The sequence below is a fragment of the Thalassospira alkalitolerans genome (assembly GCF_002115745.1).
GTDB classification, from domain to species: domain Bacteria; phylum Pseudomonadota; class Alphaproteobacteria; order Rhodospirillales; family Thalassospiraceae; genus Thalassospira; species Thalassospira alkalitolerans.
Genome location: NZ_JFKB01000020.1, coordinates 25,681 through 42,977, shown reverse-complemented (window position 1 = coordinate 42,977; position 17,297 = coordinate 25,681). Strand labels below are relative to the sequence as shown.

Below are 17,297 nucleotides of genomic sequence, written 5' to 3'. Positions count from 1 at the left end.
CGGGTTTACGCGACCCGGTCTTTTTTGTTGGCAACATTAATGCGGCGGGACCCGTGATATCGGACAAGGCAAAACCCGTCAGCGGTGTGTTCAATATTGGCATCAACACCAAAAACATCGCGCAGGTTTTCGGGTGTCAGGATATCCGCCGGACTTCCGATACCAACCAGTTCCCCATCACACATCATGGCAATCCGATCGCAATACATCGCCGCATGGTTTAAATCATGCAGGGCGGCAACCACGGTTACCGGCAACCGGTTAACCAGTTCAAGCAAGCCAAGCTGATGACGGATATCAAGATGGTTTGTCGGTTCATCAAGTAACAAGAATTTCGGTTCTTGTGCCAAAGCACGCGCAATGTGGATGCGCTGTTTTTCGCCCCCCGAAAGCGTATGCCAGAATCGGTCGGCAAGATGAGTCATATCAACATCGCCAAGGGCACGTTCAACAATCACATCATCACGATCCGACCATGGCGACAGCATGCTAAGGTACGGTGTTCTGCCCAAGGACACGGCTTCACGCGCCGTCAGGCGATCCGTTGTGTCGGCCTGTTGTTCGACAAAGCCGATCTGTTGGGCCAATTTCCGCCGACCATGTTTTTTCATATCCCGACCGGCCAGCATGGCACGCCCCCCAGCAGGGGCACGCACGCCCGATAAAACCGACATCAAACTGGTTTTCCCCGAACCGTTTGGCCCGATCAATCCCAGAAATTCGCCCGGTTCAACCCGGATCGAGACATTTTTAATGATCTTGCGATATCCCGCCGACCAGACAACATCCCGCAGTTCCAGCGTCATCGCAAAATCCTTCCATGACACAGGATCAAGGCAAAGGCCGGTGCCCCGACAAGGGCGGTAATCACCCCGATTGGCAAAACCTGCCCCGGTACAATCACCCGCGAAATGACATCGGCACAGACAAGGAACAAAGCCCCGATCAGGGCCGATAAAGGCAACACCAAACCATGGCGTGTGCCGACAAAAAAGCGGGCGGCATGCGGGATCACCAACCCGACAAAACCGATGGATCCGACAATACTGACCATCACCGCCGTCATCATGGCCGCCGATGCAATCAGCACGGCATAAACGCGCCGAACCGGTACCCCAAGGGATGCTGCCGATTCACGCCCAAAGGTAAAGGCATCAAGGGCGCGCGCATGCCAAAGGCAGATCAAAAGCCCGATAACCGCAACCGGCAGGGCAAGCCATACATCCGACCAGCGCACACCACTTAGATTGCCCAAAAGCCAGAACATGATGCCCCGCGCCTGTTCGGCACTGGCCGATTTGGTAACGATGAAGGATGTCAGGGCGTTAAACATCTGCGATCCGGCAATCCCGGCCAAAATGATCGCCCCGGTGCCGCGCCCGGCCTGCAAGGCCAAAAGCGCAACAAAGCCAAAGGCTGCCACCGCCCCGATAAAGGCACCAAGTGACAGCGACAACATCCCTGCCCCAAGGCCAAGGATCACGACACTGACCGCCCCGGTCGAAGCCCCGGCAGAGATCCCCAGCAAATAAGGGTCGGCAAGGCTGTTACGCAAAAGTGCCTGTAATACCGCCCCCGAAACAGCCAATGCCGCGCCGCAACTGGCCGCGACAATCGCGCGGCTTAGGCGATAGTTCCAAATAATACCAGCATCAATGACGTCAACCGAATACCCCGCATCCCAAAGATGATTGGCAATCGTATCCATCACGGTTTTGACCGGAATGGCGGTTTCACCGACCGATGCCGCAAAGGCAAGAACAATTGCCAGCAACAGCAGTGCGGCAAAAGCCGCACCACCGCGCATCAGAAATACCGGACTGGCAATAAGGCGCACGATCACTGTGCAGGCCCAAAGGACGTAATTGCCTTGGCCAGTGCTTCAATCCCGTCAATCGTACGGATGGTCGGGTTCATCGATTGCGCATCCATCACCACGATATGACCGGCTTTGACCGCCGCCATTTCGCGCACCACCGGATCGGTTTTCAAGAAATGCATTTTTAGTTCCCAGTCATCGGCCGGGAAACGGCGCCGGTCCATTTTACCGATTGCGATGATATCGGGATTGGCGCGCGCGATGGTTTCCCATCCGACGGTTGGCCATTCCTCGTTACTTTTGATCACATTATCCACACCCAGGATCGACATGATATAGCCCGGTGCCCCCTTGGCACCCGCGACATAGGGATCAACATCGATTTCGGCACTGGAAAACCAGAACAGGATCGACAGATCACGGCCTTGGATGGCGGTAACTTTTTCACGTGCGGCCTGTTCACGGATTTTCAACCGCGTGATCAGTTCCGCACCACGGGTTTCGACATCAAATATCTGCGAAAGATCATCAATCGTTTGATAAATCCGATCCATCGAAAAGGCATCAATCCGTGTGCCATCGCCGCCGGTTGTATTATCCTTGCCCTGACAATCGGCCGGTGCGGTATAGACGGGAATTGATAGCTCCGCAAACTGACCAAGGCTCCCGACCTTGCCATTCGGGCCGACATGCCATTGGAATTGTACCGTTACCAAATCGGGTTTTTGCCCGACGACACTTTCAAAACTGGGATCATTATCGGCCAGACGCGGGATGGTTTCATTGATTATCTGAAATTCTTCCTGAACCGGCCCCAGCCATACCGCTGTGCCAACCAGTTTTTCACGAAGCCCCAACAAGTACAGGATTTCGGTATTGCTTTGGCCGATGGATACGACCCGGTTTGGCGCGTGATCAAATGTCACGCTGTGACCGCAGTTTTCGATCGTTAACGGATAAGTAGTCGCCTTCGCGGGCGCGAAAAGTATTGTAATCCCGGCTGCAATCACCCCGGCAGCCAGAACAGAATTATAAAGTCTGGTCATGATGCGTCCTTTCACAGACAAACCAGTTAGCGCAAAACAACAAACCGATTTGGGGATCAGGGAAACATCCGACTGCGGGAATTACCTGTTATCGGGATCAGGGACAGGTTGTCCAACCGAAGAAAGGCTACCGCATATCCGAACATCTCCGGGGCACCCCGCCCGGTCAGTCGCTACGAATATCGGCAGGTCTCCTGGCTCACGGTTCAACGCATTTCCCGACCTTCCCAAGGCATTGGGAGCCTCAGTGGTATAGCTTTCGGGTAATGCTCACCGCCTACAGTTGCGGGGGCAGCTTCGGTTCACCAAATGCCCCAGACGGGGCAATCGGTTTCGAATTCCCTTTATCCGAATTTCGGATACCGATAATCAATTGATGTGACAGCTTGGCCTGTAAGGGTCAAGACAATTGCAACCGGATTACAATGATTGCAATTGTCTTAATATGCGTTTGTCGCTGCCATGCCATCAGAATCCAGCCGGCCCAGAATCGACGAAATATCGCGCATCGGCGGCGAACCAAACAAACGGGCGTATTCCCGGCTAAATTGCGACGGGCTTTCATAACCGACTTCATAGGCCGCGGTTGCCGCATCCTTCATTTCTGTCAGCATCATCTGGCGTGCCATGGTCAGGCGAAGACGTTTTTGATACTGAAGCGGGCTCATAGAGGTGACCTGCTTGAAATGATGATGGAAGGATGATGGGCTCATATTGGCCTTGGCGGCCAGATCATCGATCCGAAGCGGGGTTGCGAAATCATCCTTCATCTGGCGGATGATAGCGGAAATTCGCTGCATATTGCTGCCGCCCATACCAATCTGGGCGATCTTGCTGCCCTGAACACCGCGCAACAGTCGATAATGCAATTCGCGCAACAGCATCGGCGCCATAACCGCAATGTCATCCTTTTGATCGACAAGACGCATCAGGCGCAAAACCACATCCATCAACGCATCCCCCGCCTGATCGACATAAAGGCCCCGGTCACTGTCGGACCCGGCCCCGATATCAAGATCAATCTGGGTCACCAGATCGCTTAGCATCTGCCCGTCCAGTTCAAGTGATAAACTGCGATAGGGCTGTTCTGAACTTGCGGTTATCACACGACCGACAAGCGGCAGATCGACCGATGCCACCAGATACTGGCCGGGTTCATAACGAAAAAGATCATCACCCAGCGTTACCTCTTTGGCCCCGGTGATAATGATACACAGACAGGGCTTGTAGATGGTCGGGACTTTAAGACTGGGTCCGATCGCACGATAGAACCGCAACGGAGCAACTGGTGTGTCGGTCGGGCCTTCGTCTTTGCAGTATTTATCAATCAGGCCCGTCATTTCTTCAAACACAGACATCACCGAACTCCTTTGATTTCCTAATATACACTATAGCCGTTCAGTACCCTGTGAAAAAGTGGAATTCAGCCTGGCTGGAGAATCAGGCAATTGATCAAGAGTTCTGTGTATTCATCAAACGCCCCTTTGCGATCACATTAAGCGCCATGAACAAACACACGGAGGACGTCATGTCGCTTATGTCGCAAAATGTTAAAAACAAGGTCGTCGTTATCACCGGTGCCAGCAGCGGCATTGGCGAAGCGACAGCAAAATTGCTGGCGGAAAATGGTGCCAAGGTTGTTCTGGCCGCGCGTCGCACTGCCAAGCTTCATTCCATCGTTGCCGAGATTGAGGCCGAAGGTGGCACCGCCACCTGCCGCGCAGTTGATGTGACCGATGCCGACGATGTCGAAGCACTGGTTTACTTCGCCAAAAACACCTATGGCCGGGTCGATGTGATTTTCAACAATGCCGGGGTGATGCCGCTATCCCCACTGGCAGAATTGAAGGTTGATGAATGGAACAAGATGATTGATGTCAATATCCGTGGCGTTTTGAACGGCATTGCCGCGACCCTTCCGATTTTCAAGGAACAGGGCAGCGGCCATGTGATCAACACCGCCTCCATCGGGGCACACCGCGTTTCACCGACAGCAGCCGTCTATTGCGCCACCAAATACGCCGTCTGGGCGATTTCCGACGGGCTGCGTCAGGAAAGCGACAATATGCGTGTCACAACGATTTCGCCCGGTGTGGTCGAAACCGAACTGGGTAACGATATCACCGATGCCAATGCCAAAGGTTTCCTTAGCGAACTGCGCAAAACCGCCCTTAGCCCGATTTCCATTGCCTGGTCGGTCCTTTATGCGATTGCCCAGCCTGAAGACGTCGACGTCAACGAAATCATCGTCCGGCCGACAGCGACAGCATACTGATCGCAAACCGAAAGAAAACCATATGGTACGTCATATGTTTGCATCTTCGATCAGCAATCTTTTGATGCTTTTTTTCAGTTCTCCCACCGCACAGGAGGAACCCCATATGCCCGGCCCCGCATCAAACGATCCGCATCCCTATATCGGCATGTGGGTAACCGCAGATGGCAATATCCGCCAAGAGTTGCTTGCAAGCGGGCGCTATGACGAGGCACGCGGCAACCGCCAGTCGGCCTATCAGGGCCGTTACGAAATTTCCGGCAATCACATTGATTACTGGGATGATACCGGCTTTACCGCCGATGGCTATTTCGAAGACGGCATCCTGTATCACGCCGGAATGGTGATGTATCGCCAGCCGTTGCAGTAGGCATGACCTAGCTCCATGGCAACTGATCCGCCGGGTATAAAGAAAACACCTTCACGGGAATAACGATGCCTTATGCAGGCAAAGAGATTATCCGGTAATTTTCGGAACGGCACCCTTGTGATGCCGTTCCTTTTTTATGTGCTTAGGACACCGATGCAGCAGAACCGGCTGGCGCGCTACGGTTTGCATCACTGTCTGCACTGGCATCACGTCCAAAGGTATAAAGGTCAATCGGTTCGGCCAGGCCGCGTACGTCCATCTGCCCGATCTGTTTGAAATTGTAACCGCTCAGATGTTTGGTCGTCGTTGCCGCAATCAGCACATCGGTGCCAAGTTCCTTGTTCATTTCCTCCAACCGGGCGGCAAGGTTCACCGTGGCACCGTGCACGGTGTAATTCTGGCGTCCGCCCCCGCCGACACTTCCGGCGATCACCGTACCGGTGCAAATCCCGATCCGGGCACGAAGGGCGATACCGGCGAAATTACGGCTTTGAACAAGGTCGGCAATCTCACGCGCGGCCCGTACGCCACATCCGGCATGATCGGGGTCCTCGGCCGGGACATTGAACGTTGCCAGAATGGCATCCCCCTGAAACTGGGTTATCACCCCGTGATGGCGGGTAATGATCAGGGACACCGCATCGAAATAGGCATTCAGAACTTCGACAATGCCCTTTGGCCCGATGGTTTCCGTCAGTTTGGTGAAATCGGCCAGATCGGCAAACAGGATCGTGGCTTCGCGTTCGACCGGTGCCAGCGTCCCGCGTTTCGAAATCAGGACTTCGGCCACGGCCGCGGGCACATATTGCCCGAAAATATCGGAAATCGTGCGGCGTTCCTGTTCGGCTTCGATCTGGCGACGCACGGTATAGCGCGCGCGCCACATGACAAGCCCGATCAAGATGGCCACGACACCAAGCGCAAGGGCTTCCTGAAGGCGGCTCCATGTGCCGACAAAATTAGGGCTGAAGAAATAGGTCACAAAGGTCTGGGTATCGGGCATGGTCCCGATATCTTTCCAGTCAAAGGTCTGTTCCATGCCGCGAATGGCAAAGGCAAAGGCACCAAGCCACCCGGCCACGCCGCATGCCCCGGCCCATAACACAAGACCGGGCGAGAAACTGAACGCGGCCACGCCCAAAATGATAAAGTAGAACGGAAAGATCGGGGTTCGAAAAATCACAGCCTGAGGCAGATCAACAGTGTCAAAAACCGGCTGTGTTGCGATCAGCAAAGACAAAAATGCGATATCGAGCGCAACAAACAGGTATTTGACCCAACTGCGATCCCGCGATGTGCCAATGATCTTGTAATGAACAATGCCAAACCCGGCCAAGACACCAAGAACCAGCAGATATTCAATGGCACGCAACGGGTCGCTGGCACGGGTAACAACAAGCCAGCCGCCCATCAGGATCAGGGCAACCAACCGCCCTTTGATCGCCAAACGCAGCCCGGTTTGTTCGGCATCATGAAAAATGGCGGCCTGATCAGCCTTTGCGGCGACGGTTTCCTGCATCAAAACGCCTTTCTGCGTTGGCGACCCCGCCATTTTAAATCTTTGCAAGTGTATTTAGGCAGGGTTTGGGCATGCTGCCATGCATAAAATGCAGATATTATGATCTTGAATTCGCCATGTTTTATCCCGATTACCTCCACACTGTTCGGTATAGTTCCGGACAGCTTAAATTATCGGGACGTGATTGATGACGACTTCTGTGGAACGCAGACGATTTCTGAAATCCTTGGCTGCTGCCGGGCTGATCCTGCCGGGTATGTCGATGGTCAATGGTGCCAGGGCTGCGAACGAGAAACTTGATCTTGGCGATCCGCAAAGCTTCAGCTTTGACGCATTGATTGCGCGCGCCGAAACCATGGCGAAATCGCCCTATGAACCACCCGTCGCCCCCGATCCCGAAATTGTCGGCAAGATCGATTACGACACCCATGGAAAACTGCATTACAAGCGCGAGTTTTCGCCCTTTGCCGATGGGTCAGGCACCTATCCACTGACATTTTTCCATCTGGGTATGTATTTCGCCAAGCCCGTGCATATGCATCTGATTGACGGTGGCACATCCCGCGAGGTTGTCTATACACCCGATTATTTCGACATGCCCGAAGACAGCATCGCGCGCAAGCTTTCGGAAAATAGCGGCTTTGCCGGGTTCCGCCTGCATGAAGATGTCGAGCGCGATGACTGGAAGACCCAGGACTGGGCAGCGTTCCTTGGCGCATCCTATTTCCGTGCGATTGGCGATGAAGGGCAATATGGCCTGTCAGCACGTGGGATCGCGGTCAATACGGCAACCTCACTTCCCGAAGAATTTCCCGATTTTCGGGCGTTTTATATCGAACCGGCAAAATCGACCAATGCGCCGGTGACTGTCTATGCCCTGCTTGATGGGCCCAGCATCACGGGGGCGTATCGGTTTTACCTGACGCGCGGCGAAGGTGTGACGATGGATGTCGAAAAACATCTGTTCCTGCGCAAGGATATCGAACGACTTGGCATTGCGCCGCTGACCAGCATGTTCTGGTATTCTGAACAAAACAAATCGTTCCGGTTTGACTGGCGCCCGGAAGTCCACGATTCCGACGGGCTGGAACTTTGGACCGGCAATGGCGAACGCATCTGGCGGCAATTGAACAACCCGGAAGTCATTCGAGCATCGGCCTTTGGCGATAAAAACCCGCGCGGTTTTGGCCTGATGCAGCGTGACCGCGACGTCAGCCATTATCTTGACGGGGTGCGCTATCACCGCCGCCCCAGCCTGTGGGTTGAACCGCTTGGCGCGTGGGAAGACGGTTCGGTGCAGTTGATCGAAATCCCGACCGATGATGAAATCCATGACAATATCGGCGCGTTTTGGGTGCCGAGTGCCCCCGCCAAGGCGGGCAATCGCTATCAATTCCGTTATCGCCTGTATTGGCAGGCGCAGAACCCGTTCCCGATGGACAAATTGGCCCATGTTTCCGCCACCCGCATGGGCCGTGGCGGCGAACCCGGCACTGTGCGCCCGCACGACCTTTTGAAATTCTCGGTCGAGTTCGAGGGCGATATCCTTGGCACGCTGGCTTATGGCGAGTTTCCCGAAATCGTCGTTTCAACTTCGCGCGGGGAAATTGTCCGCACCAAAATCGAACCGATCATGGATACCCGCATCTGGCGGGCGGCATTTGATCTGCGTGTTGAGGGAACCGATCCGGTTGATCTGCGGATGTATCTAAAACGCGGTGACGCACCGCTTAGCGAAACCTGGATGTTCCAGCATTTACCGGGGATACGTGGTCAGCAGCAGGGATAAAGAAGACAAGGCCAAAAAACAAAGCCAGATGCAAACCTGCATCTGGCTTTTTGATTAAATCCGTTCAATGACGATAACGGTATCGGTCAAATCCATCGCTTTGCCATCCGGGCCGGTTCCGGGGCGATCTATTGTATCGACAAAGACCTCTCGCCATTTGGCAGGATCGAGATCAATCTGGTTCAGGGATTGGCGGGGGGACAGGAACACCCTGTCTTGACTATGCGCTGATGAATGCGGCATCGGTCCATGGGCAGCAATCAACAACATCCCGCCCGACCGCACGGCGGCGGCGGCCTGTTTCAAGACCGCCTCGCGCGGAAAGGTTACCGGGGACTCCAAAAACAGCGCCGAAACCAAATCATAGTCACCATCGGGAAAATCTGAGACCAGATCACAGGTCCTGAAATCGATCTTTGATGTGACATTGGATCGCTTTGCATTGGCCCGCGCATAGTCCAGTGCGGTCTTTGAAATATCAACAGCCGTCACCTGCCAACCCTCACTTGCAAGCCAAATCGCATCATCACCGCGCCCACATCCAAGTTCCAACGCCGTGCCTGTGGCCCTGTTTTCGACAAAACGCTTCAGGACAGCCGATGGTCGACCGCTCGGTTCCGAAGTCATTTTGCCGTAATGCTGTTCCCAAAAAAGAGGCGGTGCCATATTTGGGTCAACCTTCATAACGGGTTCCTTTTCATCAGGTGTGACACATTTTTCAGTAACGTAACTTTTGCTATTACATACAATGACGCATTCGTCAATTTAATGTATCTTAACTTGTTACATTATATTGCCATCAAGGAACGTTGGGGAAACGCAGAAGCCGCTTCACTTGAACGAACTGAACACAATGTGGTCCGCATGATTTTTTGAAATTCAGGACCAAACGCATGACAGATACTTTTCATCAGACAAAATAAAAGCCCGCCCATTGATCCTATGGGCGGGCTTTTCGTTCGAAAGCGAACAGGCGCTAGATCATTCCGAGCCAGCGCCAATAAGTTGCCGCAAACAACAAGGTCAGGAGATAAGCCAGAACCGTCAGGACAATCCCTGTGCGTATAAAGTCGCGCACTTCGAAGGCTCCCGTGCCATGCGCTACCATACCCTGCGGAGAATTAACCGGCAGGATAAAGCCAAAGCTGACGACAAACTGCAAAAGGATCGTCATGCCAAAAGCATTCATACCCACCGTATCGACCTGCCCAAGAACCGCGATTACAATCGGTATCATGGCAGATGCAAGTGCGGTCGCACTGGCAAAACCAAGATGCACGATAATCAGGAACAGCCCGAGAATGGCAAAGATCACAAGGGGTCCCAATCCATCCAAACCAAACTGAACAACCACGAATTTTGCAAGCCACGGCGCCGCACCGGTCGACAGCAAGGCCGTCCCCAGACTGATACCAATCCCGAACAGAACAATCGTCCCCCACGGATAGCCGGCATTCGCCTCTTTCCATTTCATCACACCAACGCCCGGCAAGAACAGCAACGCCACCGCAATCACCGTCAATGTCGGACTGTCAAAGGAATGCAGAACACCTTCTGTTGCCCAGCAAAACACAAGCAACAATGACAGAAAGAGCAATCTTTTTTCGCGGCCTGTCATTGGCCCGATTTCCTTAAGCGCTTTCTGAACGCTTTCCTTGCCCCCCGGGATGGTTTCATGTTCGGGTGGCATCATATACATCATGATGAAATACAACCCGATCGACATCAAAACCGAGAACGGCGCCGCGGCAATAAACCAATCCAACCAAGTGATATCGACACCAAAGGCACGCTGCAAAAATCCGACAGCAACCATGTTTTGTGCCGCCGCTGTCTTGATGCCGACATTCCATATACTGACAGCCTGAACCGTCGTCAGGATCAACAGCCCAGAAAAACGGCTTTGTTTACCCGCCCCGAACGTCGAAATGATGCCAACCATAATCGGTATCACTGCCGCAGCACGCGCCGTCGCACTGGGCACAAGAAAGGCAAGAAGTGTCGCCACAACAATCGACCCGATGACGACATGGCTTGTTTTCGTGCCAACCTTTGACAACACAAACATCGCGATCCGGCGATCAAGACCGGTAATCGTCATTGCTGCCGATAGCAAAAGGGCTGCGGCGACAAGTGCCAAACCCGAACTGCTGAAACCAGCCATTGTTGCAGCCAGCCCCTTGCGCGTTCCCAAAATCGCATCGGGATTGGCAACATCAGGCGAAAGCCCCAACGTAACCGCAATCAGAGCACCAATCACCACCGCACTTATCGCGTAATCAAGGGCCTCGGATATCCAAATGATCACGGCAAAAACAAAGATAGCCAGCATTCGCTGACCTGCCACAGGCAATCCTTCGGGAAGCGGAAGCAACATGATGACGATCAGTGCTGCTGTCGCGCAGATCAGGCCCGGATTAAACCAGACCGACCGTTTGGGCGTCTGGTTTTCCACCGGGTTACCGACCGTCGTTTGACGAGGCATCTTCTTCTCCTTTGTCAGGCACGTCATCCGAAATGAAATTCCATTTCAGACAGAAACCGACCCTAAACTTTTCTGACAAAAGAAAGAATGATCTATCTCAGCGACCCAAAGAAATCCTTCAAAAGCTTGCCAGCTTCGCTTTCGCCAATCCCACCATAGACTTCGGGGCGATGATGGCAGCTTGTGCTTTCAAATATGCGCGGGCCGTGATCAATGCCGCCGCTTTTGGGATCATAGGCACCAAAATAAACTCGGCGCAGGCGGGCAAATGATATGGCGGCGGCACACATCGGACAGGGTTCAAGCGTGACATAAAGATCGCAATTGGGCAGGCGCGGTTCGCCGCGCGCCCCGGCAGCCGCCCGGATCACAAGAATTTCGGCATGCGCCGTCGGATCATTAAGTTCCTCGGTCAGATTGCCTGCGCGCGCCAGAACTTCGCCGGTTTCGGTATCGACCAGAACCGCGCCAACCGGCACTTCGCCCCGCCGCGCAGCAGCGCGGGCTTCTTCAAGTGCCATGTCCATATAGCTATCTGCGCTCATGATGATGTCTTTCATCCCGGGAATATAAACCTTCGCGTGCCATGTCGCGTTACGGTCTTTTATAATTTTTTAGCTGTGTGACGTATACAAGAGTGCAATCTGTGCATTGTTGGGTCAAGCAGTGTTAAGATCATAGCCGATTGCACATATGCGCGAATTGCCGTTGCCCTTATCCGGGCACAGGGTTAGTTTCCGCGCGAAATAGATGTGTCATCAGACAAGACGCAGAATCACGAGCATCACCAACGGGAATACAAAGACCATGCGCGCCAACAAACCGATCATCGGCATTACCCTTGATTCCGAGGAACCGGGTGGTTATTCGAAATTTCCGTGGTATGCGTTGCGTGAAAACTATGCCAGTGCAGTAACAGCCGCAGGCGGCATTCCCATGCCGCTGCCCCACGAGGTTGATCTGGTTCCTGATTTGCTGGACCTGATTGACGGGCTTGTGGTCACCGGCGGGGCATTTGATGTTGATCCCAGCCTGTTTGGCGCAGAAGAACGCCATGACACGGTTGTTACCAAGGATCGCCGCACCAAGTTTGAATGGGCGATGGCAGATGGCGCGCTAAAACGCGACATGCCGGTTCTGGGGATTTGTGGCGGACAACAATTATTAAACGTGATCCTTGGCGGGTCGCTGATCCAGCATATCCCAGACAGTGTTCAAGATTGCCTGCCACATGAACAGCCCAATCCACGCGACGAAGCCGGGCATGATGTATCGGTTAAGCCCGATACGTTGCTGGCGCGGATCGTCGGGGATGTCAAAAGCCTGTCGGTTAACTCCGCCCATCATCAGGCGGTGAATAAAGTCGGCCCGGATGTCATCATCAATTCCGTCGCACCCGATGGCGTGATCGAGGGAATTGAACATCCGGCATATCGTTATTGTCTTGGGGTGCAGTGGCATCCCGAGTTTCATATCAGTTCGGGCGATGCGAAAATCTTCGACGCCCTGATTTCCGAGGCCCGCAAATGAGCGACCAGACCCCGACCCCAACCGACGACAGCGACGATTCCAAACCTGAACGCATTGCCAAACGCATTGCGCGGTCTGGTGTTTGTTCGCGTCGCGATGCCGAACGCATGATCGACGAAGGTCTGGTGAAACTGAACGGCAAGGTGCTTGATAGCCCGGCCGTGACTGTCACCGACAGTGACGAGATTTACGTCAATGGCAAGATGTTGCCACAAAAGGAAAAGCCGCGCCTGTGGCGTTTGTTCAAAAAGCGCGGCCTGGTTACCAGCCATCGCGACGAACAGGGTCGTGATACGGTCTTCGAACATCTGCCAAGCTATATGCCGCGAGTCATTTCGGTCGGACGTCTTGATTTGAATTCCGAAGGCATTTTGTTGCTGACCAATGATGGCGAATTGGCGCGTTATCTTGAACTGCCCGCCACCGGTTGGGCACGGCGTTATCGCGTGCGCGTCCATGGCCGCATTGACCCGGCAAAGCTTAAACAGCTTGCAGACGGTGTCACAGTCGACGGTGTGCATTACGGATCAATCCAGGCCGAAGTTGACGTTCAAAAAGACAGTAATGCCTGGATGACGGTAACACTTCGCGAAGGCAAAAACCGCGAAATCCGTCGCGTGATGGATCATCTGGGTTGGCCGGTAACGCGCCTGATGCGTGTGTCCTATGGCCCGTTCCAGTTGGGCAATCTGGCCCCCGGCGATTGCGAGGAAATCACCGGCAAGGTGATGAAGGAACAGCTGGCAGCGTTTTTCAAAGGTGATTACAGCAAGGTTTCAGAAAAGAAATCGGTTGCACGCGGTGGCACCGGTCGCCCCAAGGCACCCCGTACCGTTTTCGGCCAGCCTGCCGCACGCCGTCGCCCGCAAGGCACCAACCCGAATGCCGTTGCAACAGACGACAGTCAAACTGATAGCCGTCCGGTGGGGCGTCCTTCACATTCGGGACGTCCGGCGCGCCCGACACAATCAGAACGTCCGGGCAACCGTGCCAAACCGGCCTTTGGCCGTGGCGGACAACTGCGTGACGAACACAGTGATCGCAACGACCGGGCAGACCGTGGGGGTCGCGACGACCAGCGCAGCCAGTTTGGCGGCAATGATCGACCTGCCCGTGACGGTCGCAACGACCGCTCAGACCGTGGGGATCGTGACGACCAGCGCAGTCATTTTGGCCGTAATGATCGACCTGCGCGCGATGATCGCAACGACCGTTCAGATCGTGGGGGTCGCGACGACCAGCGCAGCCAGTTTGGCCGTAATGATAGACCTGCGCGCGATGATCGCAACGACCGCTCAGACCGTGGGGGTCGCGACGACCAGCGCAGCCATTTTGGCCGCAATGATCGACCCGCCCGTGATGACCGCAACGACCGTTCAGATCGTGGGGATCGTAGCGACCAGCGCAGCCATTTTGGCCGTAATGATCGACCCGCCCGTGATGATCGCAACGACCGCTCAGACCGAGGGGATCGTGACGACCAGCGCAGCCACTTTGACCGTAATGATCGCCCCGCCCGTGACGATCGCAACGACCGTTCAGATCGTGGAGGTCGCGACGACCAGCGCAGCCATTTTGGCCGCAATGATCGACCCGCCCGTGATGACCGCAACGACCGCTCAGATCGTGGGGGGCGCGACGACCAGCGCAGCCATTTTGGCGGCAATGATCGACCTACCCGTGAAGATCGCAACGACCGCTCAGACCGTGGAAGTCGGGATGACTGGACGGATCGAAATGATCGGGGTCCACGGTTCGAAGATCGCGATACCACCAACCGCCCGACCAATAAGGGCCGCGGTCGTTACGCCCCCGGAGGCAAGGTAAGAAGTGACCCGACCGGCGATAGCCGCAACGAAGGTAGAAAATCCTTTGGCAGCCGTGGCAAGCCCGGCGGAAATGCCGGTGGCCGCCCATTTGAAAAATCTGGTGGCAAGCCATCTGGTAATGTCGGCAACAATCGCGGTGCAATCGCCGATGGCAAACCGGGCAACCGTCCGACGGGGCGCAGTGGTTCCAAACCGGCGGGCAATCGCCCCCGTGGCAAAAAGGGTTAAGACAAAATGCGGATTGTTGGCGGCAGTCATCGGGGACGGAATTTAACCCCCCCGACCGGGCGTGATATACGCCCGACACTTGACCGGGTGCGTGAGGCACTTTTTAGCATTCTGAGCCATGCGTCACGCTGGTACGAGGATGAACACAACCCGCTTTATGACGGATTGGTGCTTGATGCCTATGCCGGGTCGGGCGCGCTGGGCCTTGAAGCAATTTCGCGCGGCGCGCAAAAGGCCGTATTTTTTGATACGGATCGTGGGGCACTGGCCACGATTGAACAAAACATCGCCAGTCTGAAACTTGGTGATCAAACGCGCGTCCTGCGCGCCGATGCCACCAAGCCACCCCGCGCAACCGAGCCCGCAAGCATGGTATTTCTGGACCCGCCCTATCAAAAGGAATTGCTGGGTCCCAGCATCACGGCTCTTACACAGGCCGGCTGGATCAATGCCGAAACCCTGATCATTGCCGAACGCGATCCACGTGATCCGCAGCCGGAAGTCGATGGGTTAGAATTCCTTGATAGTCGCAAATATGGCAAATGCCAGATTGATATCTGCCGTCTCAATTTATGAAGGAAATCAGGCCCAAAACCGGCCCTACACATAACGGCGCCAGAACAGGCTGTTTCTAAATTCGGTCGCAGCCTACGCCATTGGCAGCGCACCTGCGACATCAAGCAAGCGTATCCAATCAATAAGCTTGCATTACATCCTAACGAACCGAGCGGAATGCTCGAAACTCAAACCCGATCCGCCATGCGATCAAATCTTCGTCGGGTACCATCAGCATCCGCTTATCATTCCATATTTCTCAGGTTAGAGTGGAATAAATGCCAAGATACAACTCAAACCACCCTCAGACTTTCGCCTAATTTCCACTTGAAATTGTGTGCCGTTGCAAGCAAAAAATAAACATTGCATTATATTCAGTTAATATAATTTTTAGGGAGTAATAATATGGCAATCGACATACGACATATAGTGCAAATGATTGAGAATGGTTACCTTACGCGGGAGACTAGGTTCCTCGATATTGGCTGCTCTAATTTGTACAATGCAACTGAACAAGACATTTCAGATATTCTGAAAAAATTTGATGTAATTGATGTTGATTTCTGTCAACGTTTAGCAAGTATGTCTGTTGAGAAATCAGCCTTTGCTGGAGAACTAATTGATAGAATTGGCGCACACTACGATGCTATCGATTTTGCGATTGATTACAAGACGACTAAATTTGACCTTAACAAAGATAATCTTCCAAGCCGCTTTCGAGGAAAATTTGATCTTATCTGTAACTTTGGCACAACAGAACATGTTATCAATCAAGATAACTCATTTCGAGTCATACATGACGGTGCAAAGCATAACGGCTTGATATGGCATCAATTACCATGCGGGGGTTTCTTTAACCATTGTTACTTTCTATATACTGGACGATTCTTTTTCGATCTTGCAGGATACAATGAATATGAGGTAGTTGCGGCTTGGCTTGGGCAAGTAAATAATAGCTCAAATTTGATGAGTCCTTTCAAAGATTACAGCTCATACTTTAATGCACTGACCGACGTGCAGGAAGTACCCCACCCAACGATGCCAGATACCGTATTTAACATTATCTACAGGAAGGTGAAAAACGTTCCTTTCCGACGCCCGATGGAACTGAGTACATCGTACACTAAGCCGGATAATAGCCAAACCCAAAGCGCCAGAGAGTTTCTGAGAAAAACAAAAAGGCTTCTTGGAGGTCTAATTCGTCAATAATTACAAACAGCATCAGGCTTTTACTGATTTATGGACGATGCCCCTCAACAGTCTAATCTTGAGTTCGGTCGCCGCCTGCGCCAATGGCGCCGCGAAAGCGACATCAAGCAATCGCGCCTTGCCGATATCGTCGGCGTTACCCAGGCCACCGTATCGCGCTGGGAACAGGGGGTTCAGGCCCCGGCCCCAATTCAGCTTGGTATTTTGCGTCAAATGATGACGCGCAACCGCAATTTCAGGCTGGATCAAGCGATCAGGCGGCTGGTCATTCAATCACACCAGCGCGTGCATCTGATCGAAGATCGCAGCCACCGCCTGCTTTGCGCATCGGCCCCACGCGAAAAAGAATGGCAACGTAATTCAAGCGACCTTATCGGCATGTCGCTTTGGCGATTTGCCACCCCCGAAATTGCCCGGGCGGAGAAAAGCCTGCATGACTTGGGCTGGCACGACGATCAGGCCGATCACCTGACATTTGAAACATCCGGTCGCAATGGGCCACCAATGCCGATCATCGATAAATTCATTCTATGGGAACGGTTCTTCCTGTCAGACGGTACGGCCGTTCGCCTGACCACCGGTTTTGATCACGATCCCCGATAAGCCACGCATATTTCATTCGTGGATCGTTGCGGCAGGTTTC

At 53.8% G+C, this 17,297-nt stretch carries 16 protein-coding genes and 1 riboswitch; of the genes, 8 read left to right on the top strand and 8 right to left on the bottom strand.

The features are described 5' to 3' along the window. Window positions 1-5: 5 nt before the first annotated feature. The 4 genes from TALK_RS19345 to TALK_RS19330 form a co-directional block, all read right to left on the bottom strand. The gene (locus TALK_RS19345) at window positions 6-806 is read right to left on the bottom strand and encodes an ABC transporter ATP-binding protein (protein ID WP_085620800.1); all 801 of its coding nucleotides are present in this window, start codon (window positions 804-806) and stop codon (window positions 6-8) included. After that, complete coding sequence (locus TALK_RS19340; RefSeq protein WP_085620821.1) at window positions 803-1,807, bottom strand: FecCD family ABC transporter permease; 1,005 nt, start codon at window positions 1,805-1,807, stop codon at window positions 803-805. The genes TALK_RS19345 and TALK_RS19340 overlap by 4 nt, the downstream gene beginning before the upstream one ends. A 32-nt stretch (window positions 1,808-1,839) precedes the next feature. Continuing rightward, complete coding sequence (locus TALK_RS19335) at window positions 1,840-2,865, bottom strand: ABC transporter substrate-binding protein (RefSeq protein ID WP_085620799.1); 1,026 nt, start codon at window positions 2,863-2,865, stop codon at window positions 1,840-1,842. Between the two features lie 167 nt (window positions 2,866-3,032). Continuing rightward, window positions 3,033-3,247: riboswitch (cobalamin riboswitch) on the bottom strand. A 58-nt stretch (window positions 3,248-3,305) separates the two neighbouring features. Beyond that, a complete protein-coding gene (locus TALK_RS19330) occupies window positions 3,306-4,223 on the bottom strand; it encodes an AraC family transcriptional regulator (protein WP_085620798.1) in 918 nt (305 codons plus the stop codon). A gap of 170 nt (window positions 4,224-4,393) precedes the next feature. Between TALK_RS19330 and TALK_RS19325 the strand changes: the two genes are divergently transcribed. Further along, window positions 4,394-5,140 (top strand): SDR family oxidoreductase, encoded by a 747-nt coding sequence (locus TALK_RS19325; RefSeq protein ID WP_211274853.1) that lies wholly within the window; start codon window positions 4,394-4,396, stop codon window positions 5,138-5,140. A gap of 106 nt (window positions 5,141-5,246) precedes the next feature. Further along, window positions 5,247-5,510, top strand: coding sequence for an Atu4866 domain-containing protein (locus TALK_RS19320; RefSeq protein ID WP_245830052.1), 264 nt, complete (start codon window positions 5,247-5,249; stop codon window positions 5,508-5,510). Window positions 5,511-5,652: 142 nt separating this feature from the next. On the opposite strand, the gene TALK_RS19315 is transcribed toward TALK_RS19320, so the two are convergent. Further along, window positions 5,653-7,062, bottom strand: a complete 1,410-nt coding sequence (locus TALK_RS19315) for an adenylate/guanylate cyclase domain-containing protein (RefSeq protein ID WP_085620796.1) — start codon at window positions 7,060-7,062, stop codon at window positions 5,653-5,655. Between the two features lie 154 nt (window positions 7,063-7,216). Between TALK_RS19315 and TALK_RS19310 the strand changes: the two genes are divergently transcribed. Next, window positions 7,217-8,818, top strand: coding sequence for an OpgD/OpgG family glucan biosynthesis protein (locus TALK_RS19310; RefSeq protein WP_085620795.1), 1,602 nt, complete (start codon window positions 7,217-7,219; stop codon window positions 8,816-8,818). A 54-nt stretch (window positions 8,819-8,872) separates the two neighbouring features. Here TALK_RS19310 and TALK_RS19305 read toward each other — a convergent pair whose 3' ends face one another. The 3 genes from TALK_RS19305 to TALK_RS19295 all read right to left on the bottom strand — a co-directional run bounded on the left by TALK_RS19305 (window position 8,873) and on the right by TALK_RS19295 (window position 11,848). After that, window positions 8,873-9,502 (bottom strand): class I SAM-dependent methyltransferase, encoded by a 630-nt coding sequence (locus tag TALK_RS19305; protein ID WP_085620794.1) that lies wholly within the window; start codon window positions 9,500-9,502, stop codon window positions 8,873-8,875. Window positions 9,503-9,794: 292 nt separating this feature from the next. After that, the gene (locus tag TALK_RS19300) at window positions 9,795-11,303 is read right to left on the bottom strand and encodes a DASS family sodium-coupled anion symporter (RefSeq protein WP_085620793.1); all 1,509 of its coding nucleotides are present in this window, start codon (window positions 11,301-11,303) and stop codon (window positions 9,795-9,797) included. Window positions 11,304-11,395: 92 nt separating this feature from the next. Further along, window positions 11,396-11,848 (bottom strand): nucleoside deaminase, encoded by a 453-nt coding sequence (locus tag TALK_RS19295; protein WP_085620819.1) that lies wholly within the window; start codon window positions 11,846-11,848, stop codon window positions 11,396-11,398. Between the two features lie 262 nt (window positions 11,849-12,110). Between TALK_RS19295 and TALK_RS19290 the strand changes: the two genes are divergently transcribed. The 5 genes from TALK_RS19290 to TALK_RS19270 all read left to right on the top strand — a co-directional run bounded on the left by TALK_RS19290 (window position 12,111) and on the right by TALK_RS19270 (window position 17,257). Continuing rightward, window positions 12,111-12,833: a gamma-glutamyl-gamma-aminobutyrate hydrolase family protein gene (locus TALK_RS19290; protein ID WP_085620792.1), complete on the top strand. Its 723-nt coding sequence runs from the start codon at window positions 12,111-12,113 to the stop codon at window positions 12,831-12,833. Next, window positions 12,830-14,890 (top strand): pseudouridine synthase, encoded by a 2,061-nt coding sequence (locus TALK_RS19285; protein WP_085620791.1) that lies wholly within the window; start codon window positions 12,830-12,832, stop codon window positions 14,888-14,890. Before TALK_RS19290 ends, TALK_RS19285 begins: the two co-directional genes overlap by 4 nt. Window positions 14,891-14,896: 6 nt before the next feature. Continuing rightward, entirely contained in the window at window positions 14,897-15,466 is a 570-nt protein-coding gene (gene rsmD / locus TALK_RS19280) for a 16S rRNA (guanine(966)-N(2))-methyltransferase RsmD (protein ID WP_085620790.1), read from the top strand. A gap of 384 nt (window positions 15,467-15,850) precedes the next feature. After that, complete coding sequence (locus TALK_RS19275; protein ID WP_085620789.1) at window positions 15,851-16,654, top strand: class I SAM-dependent methyltransferase; 804 nt, start codon at window positions 15,851-15,853, stop codon at window positions 16,652-16,654. Window positions 16,655-16,684: 30 nt separating this feature from the next. After that, window positions 16,685-17,257 carry a helix-turn-helix domain-containing protein gene (locus TALK_RS19270; RefSeq protein WP_085620788.1) on the top strand — a complete coding sequence of 191 codons (573 nt, stop codon included), beginning with the start codon at window positions 16,685-16,687 and terminating at the stop codon, window positions 17,255-17,257. Window positions 17,258-17,297 lie beyond the last annotated feature (40 nt).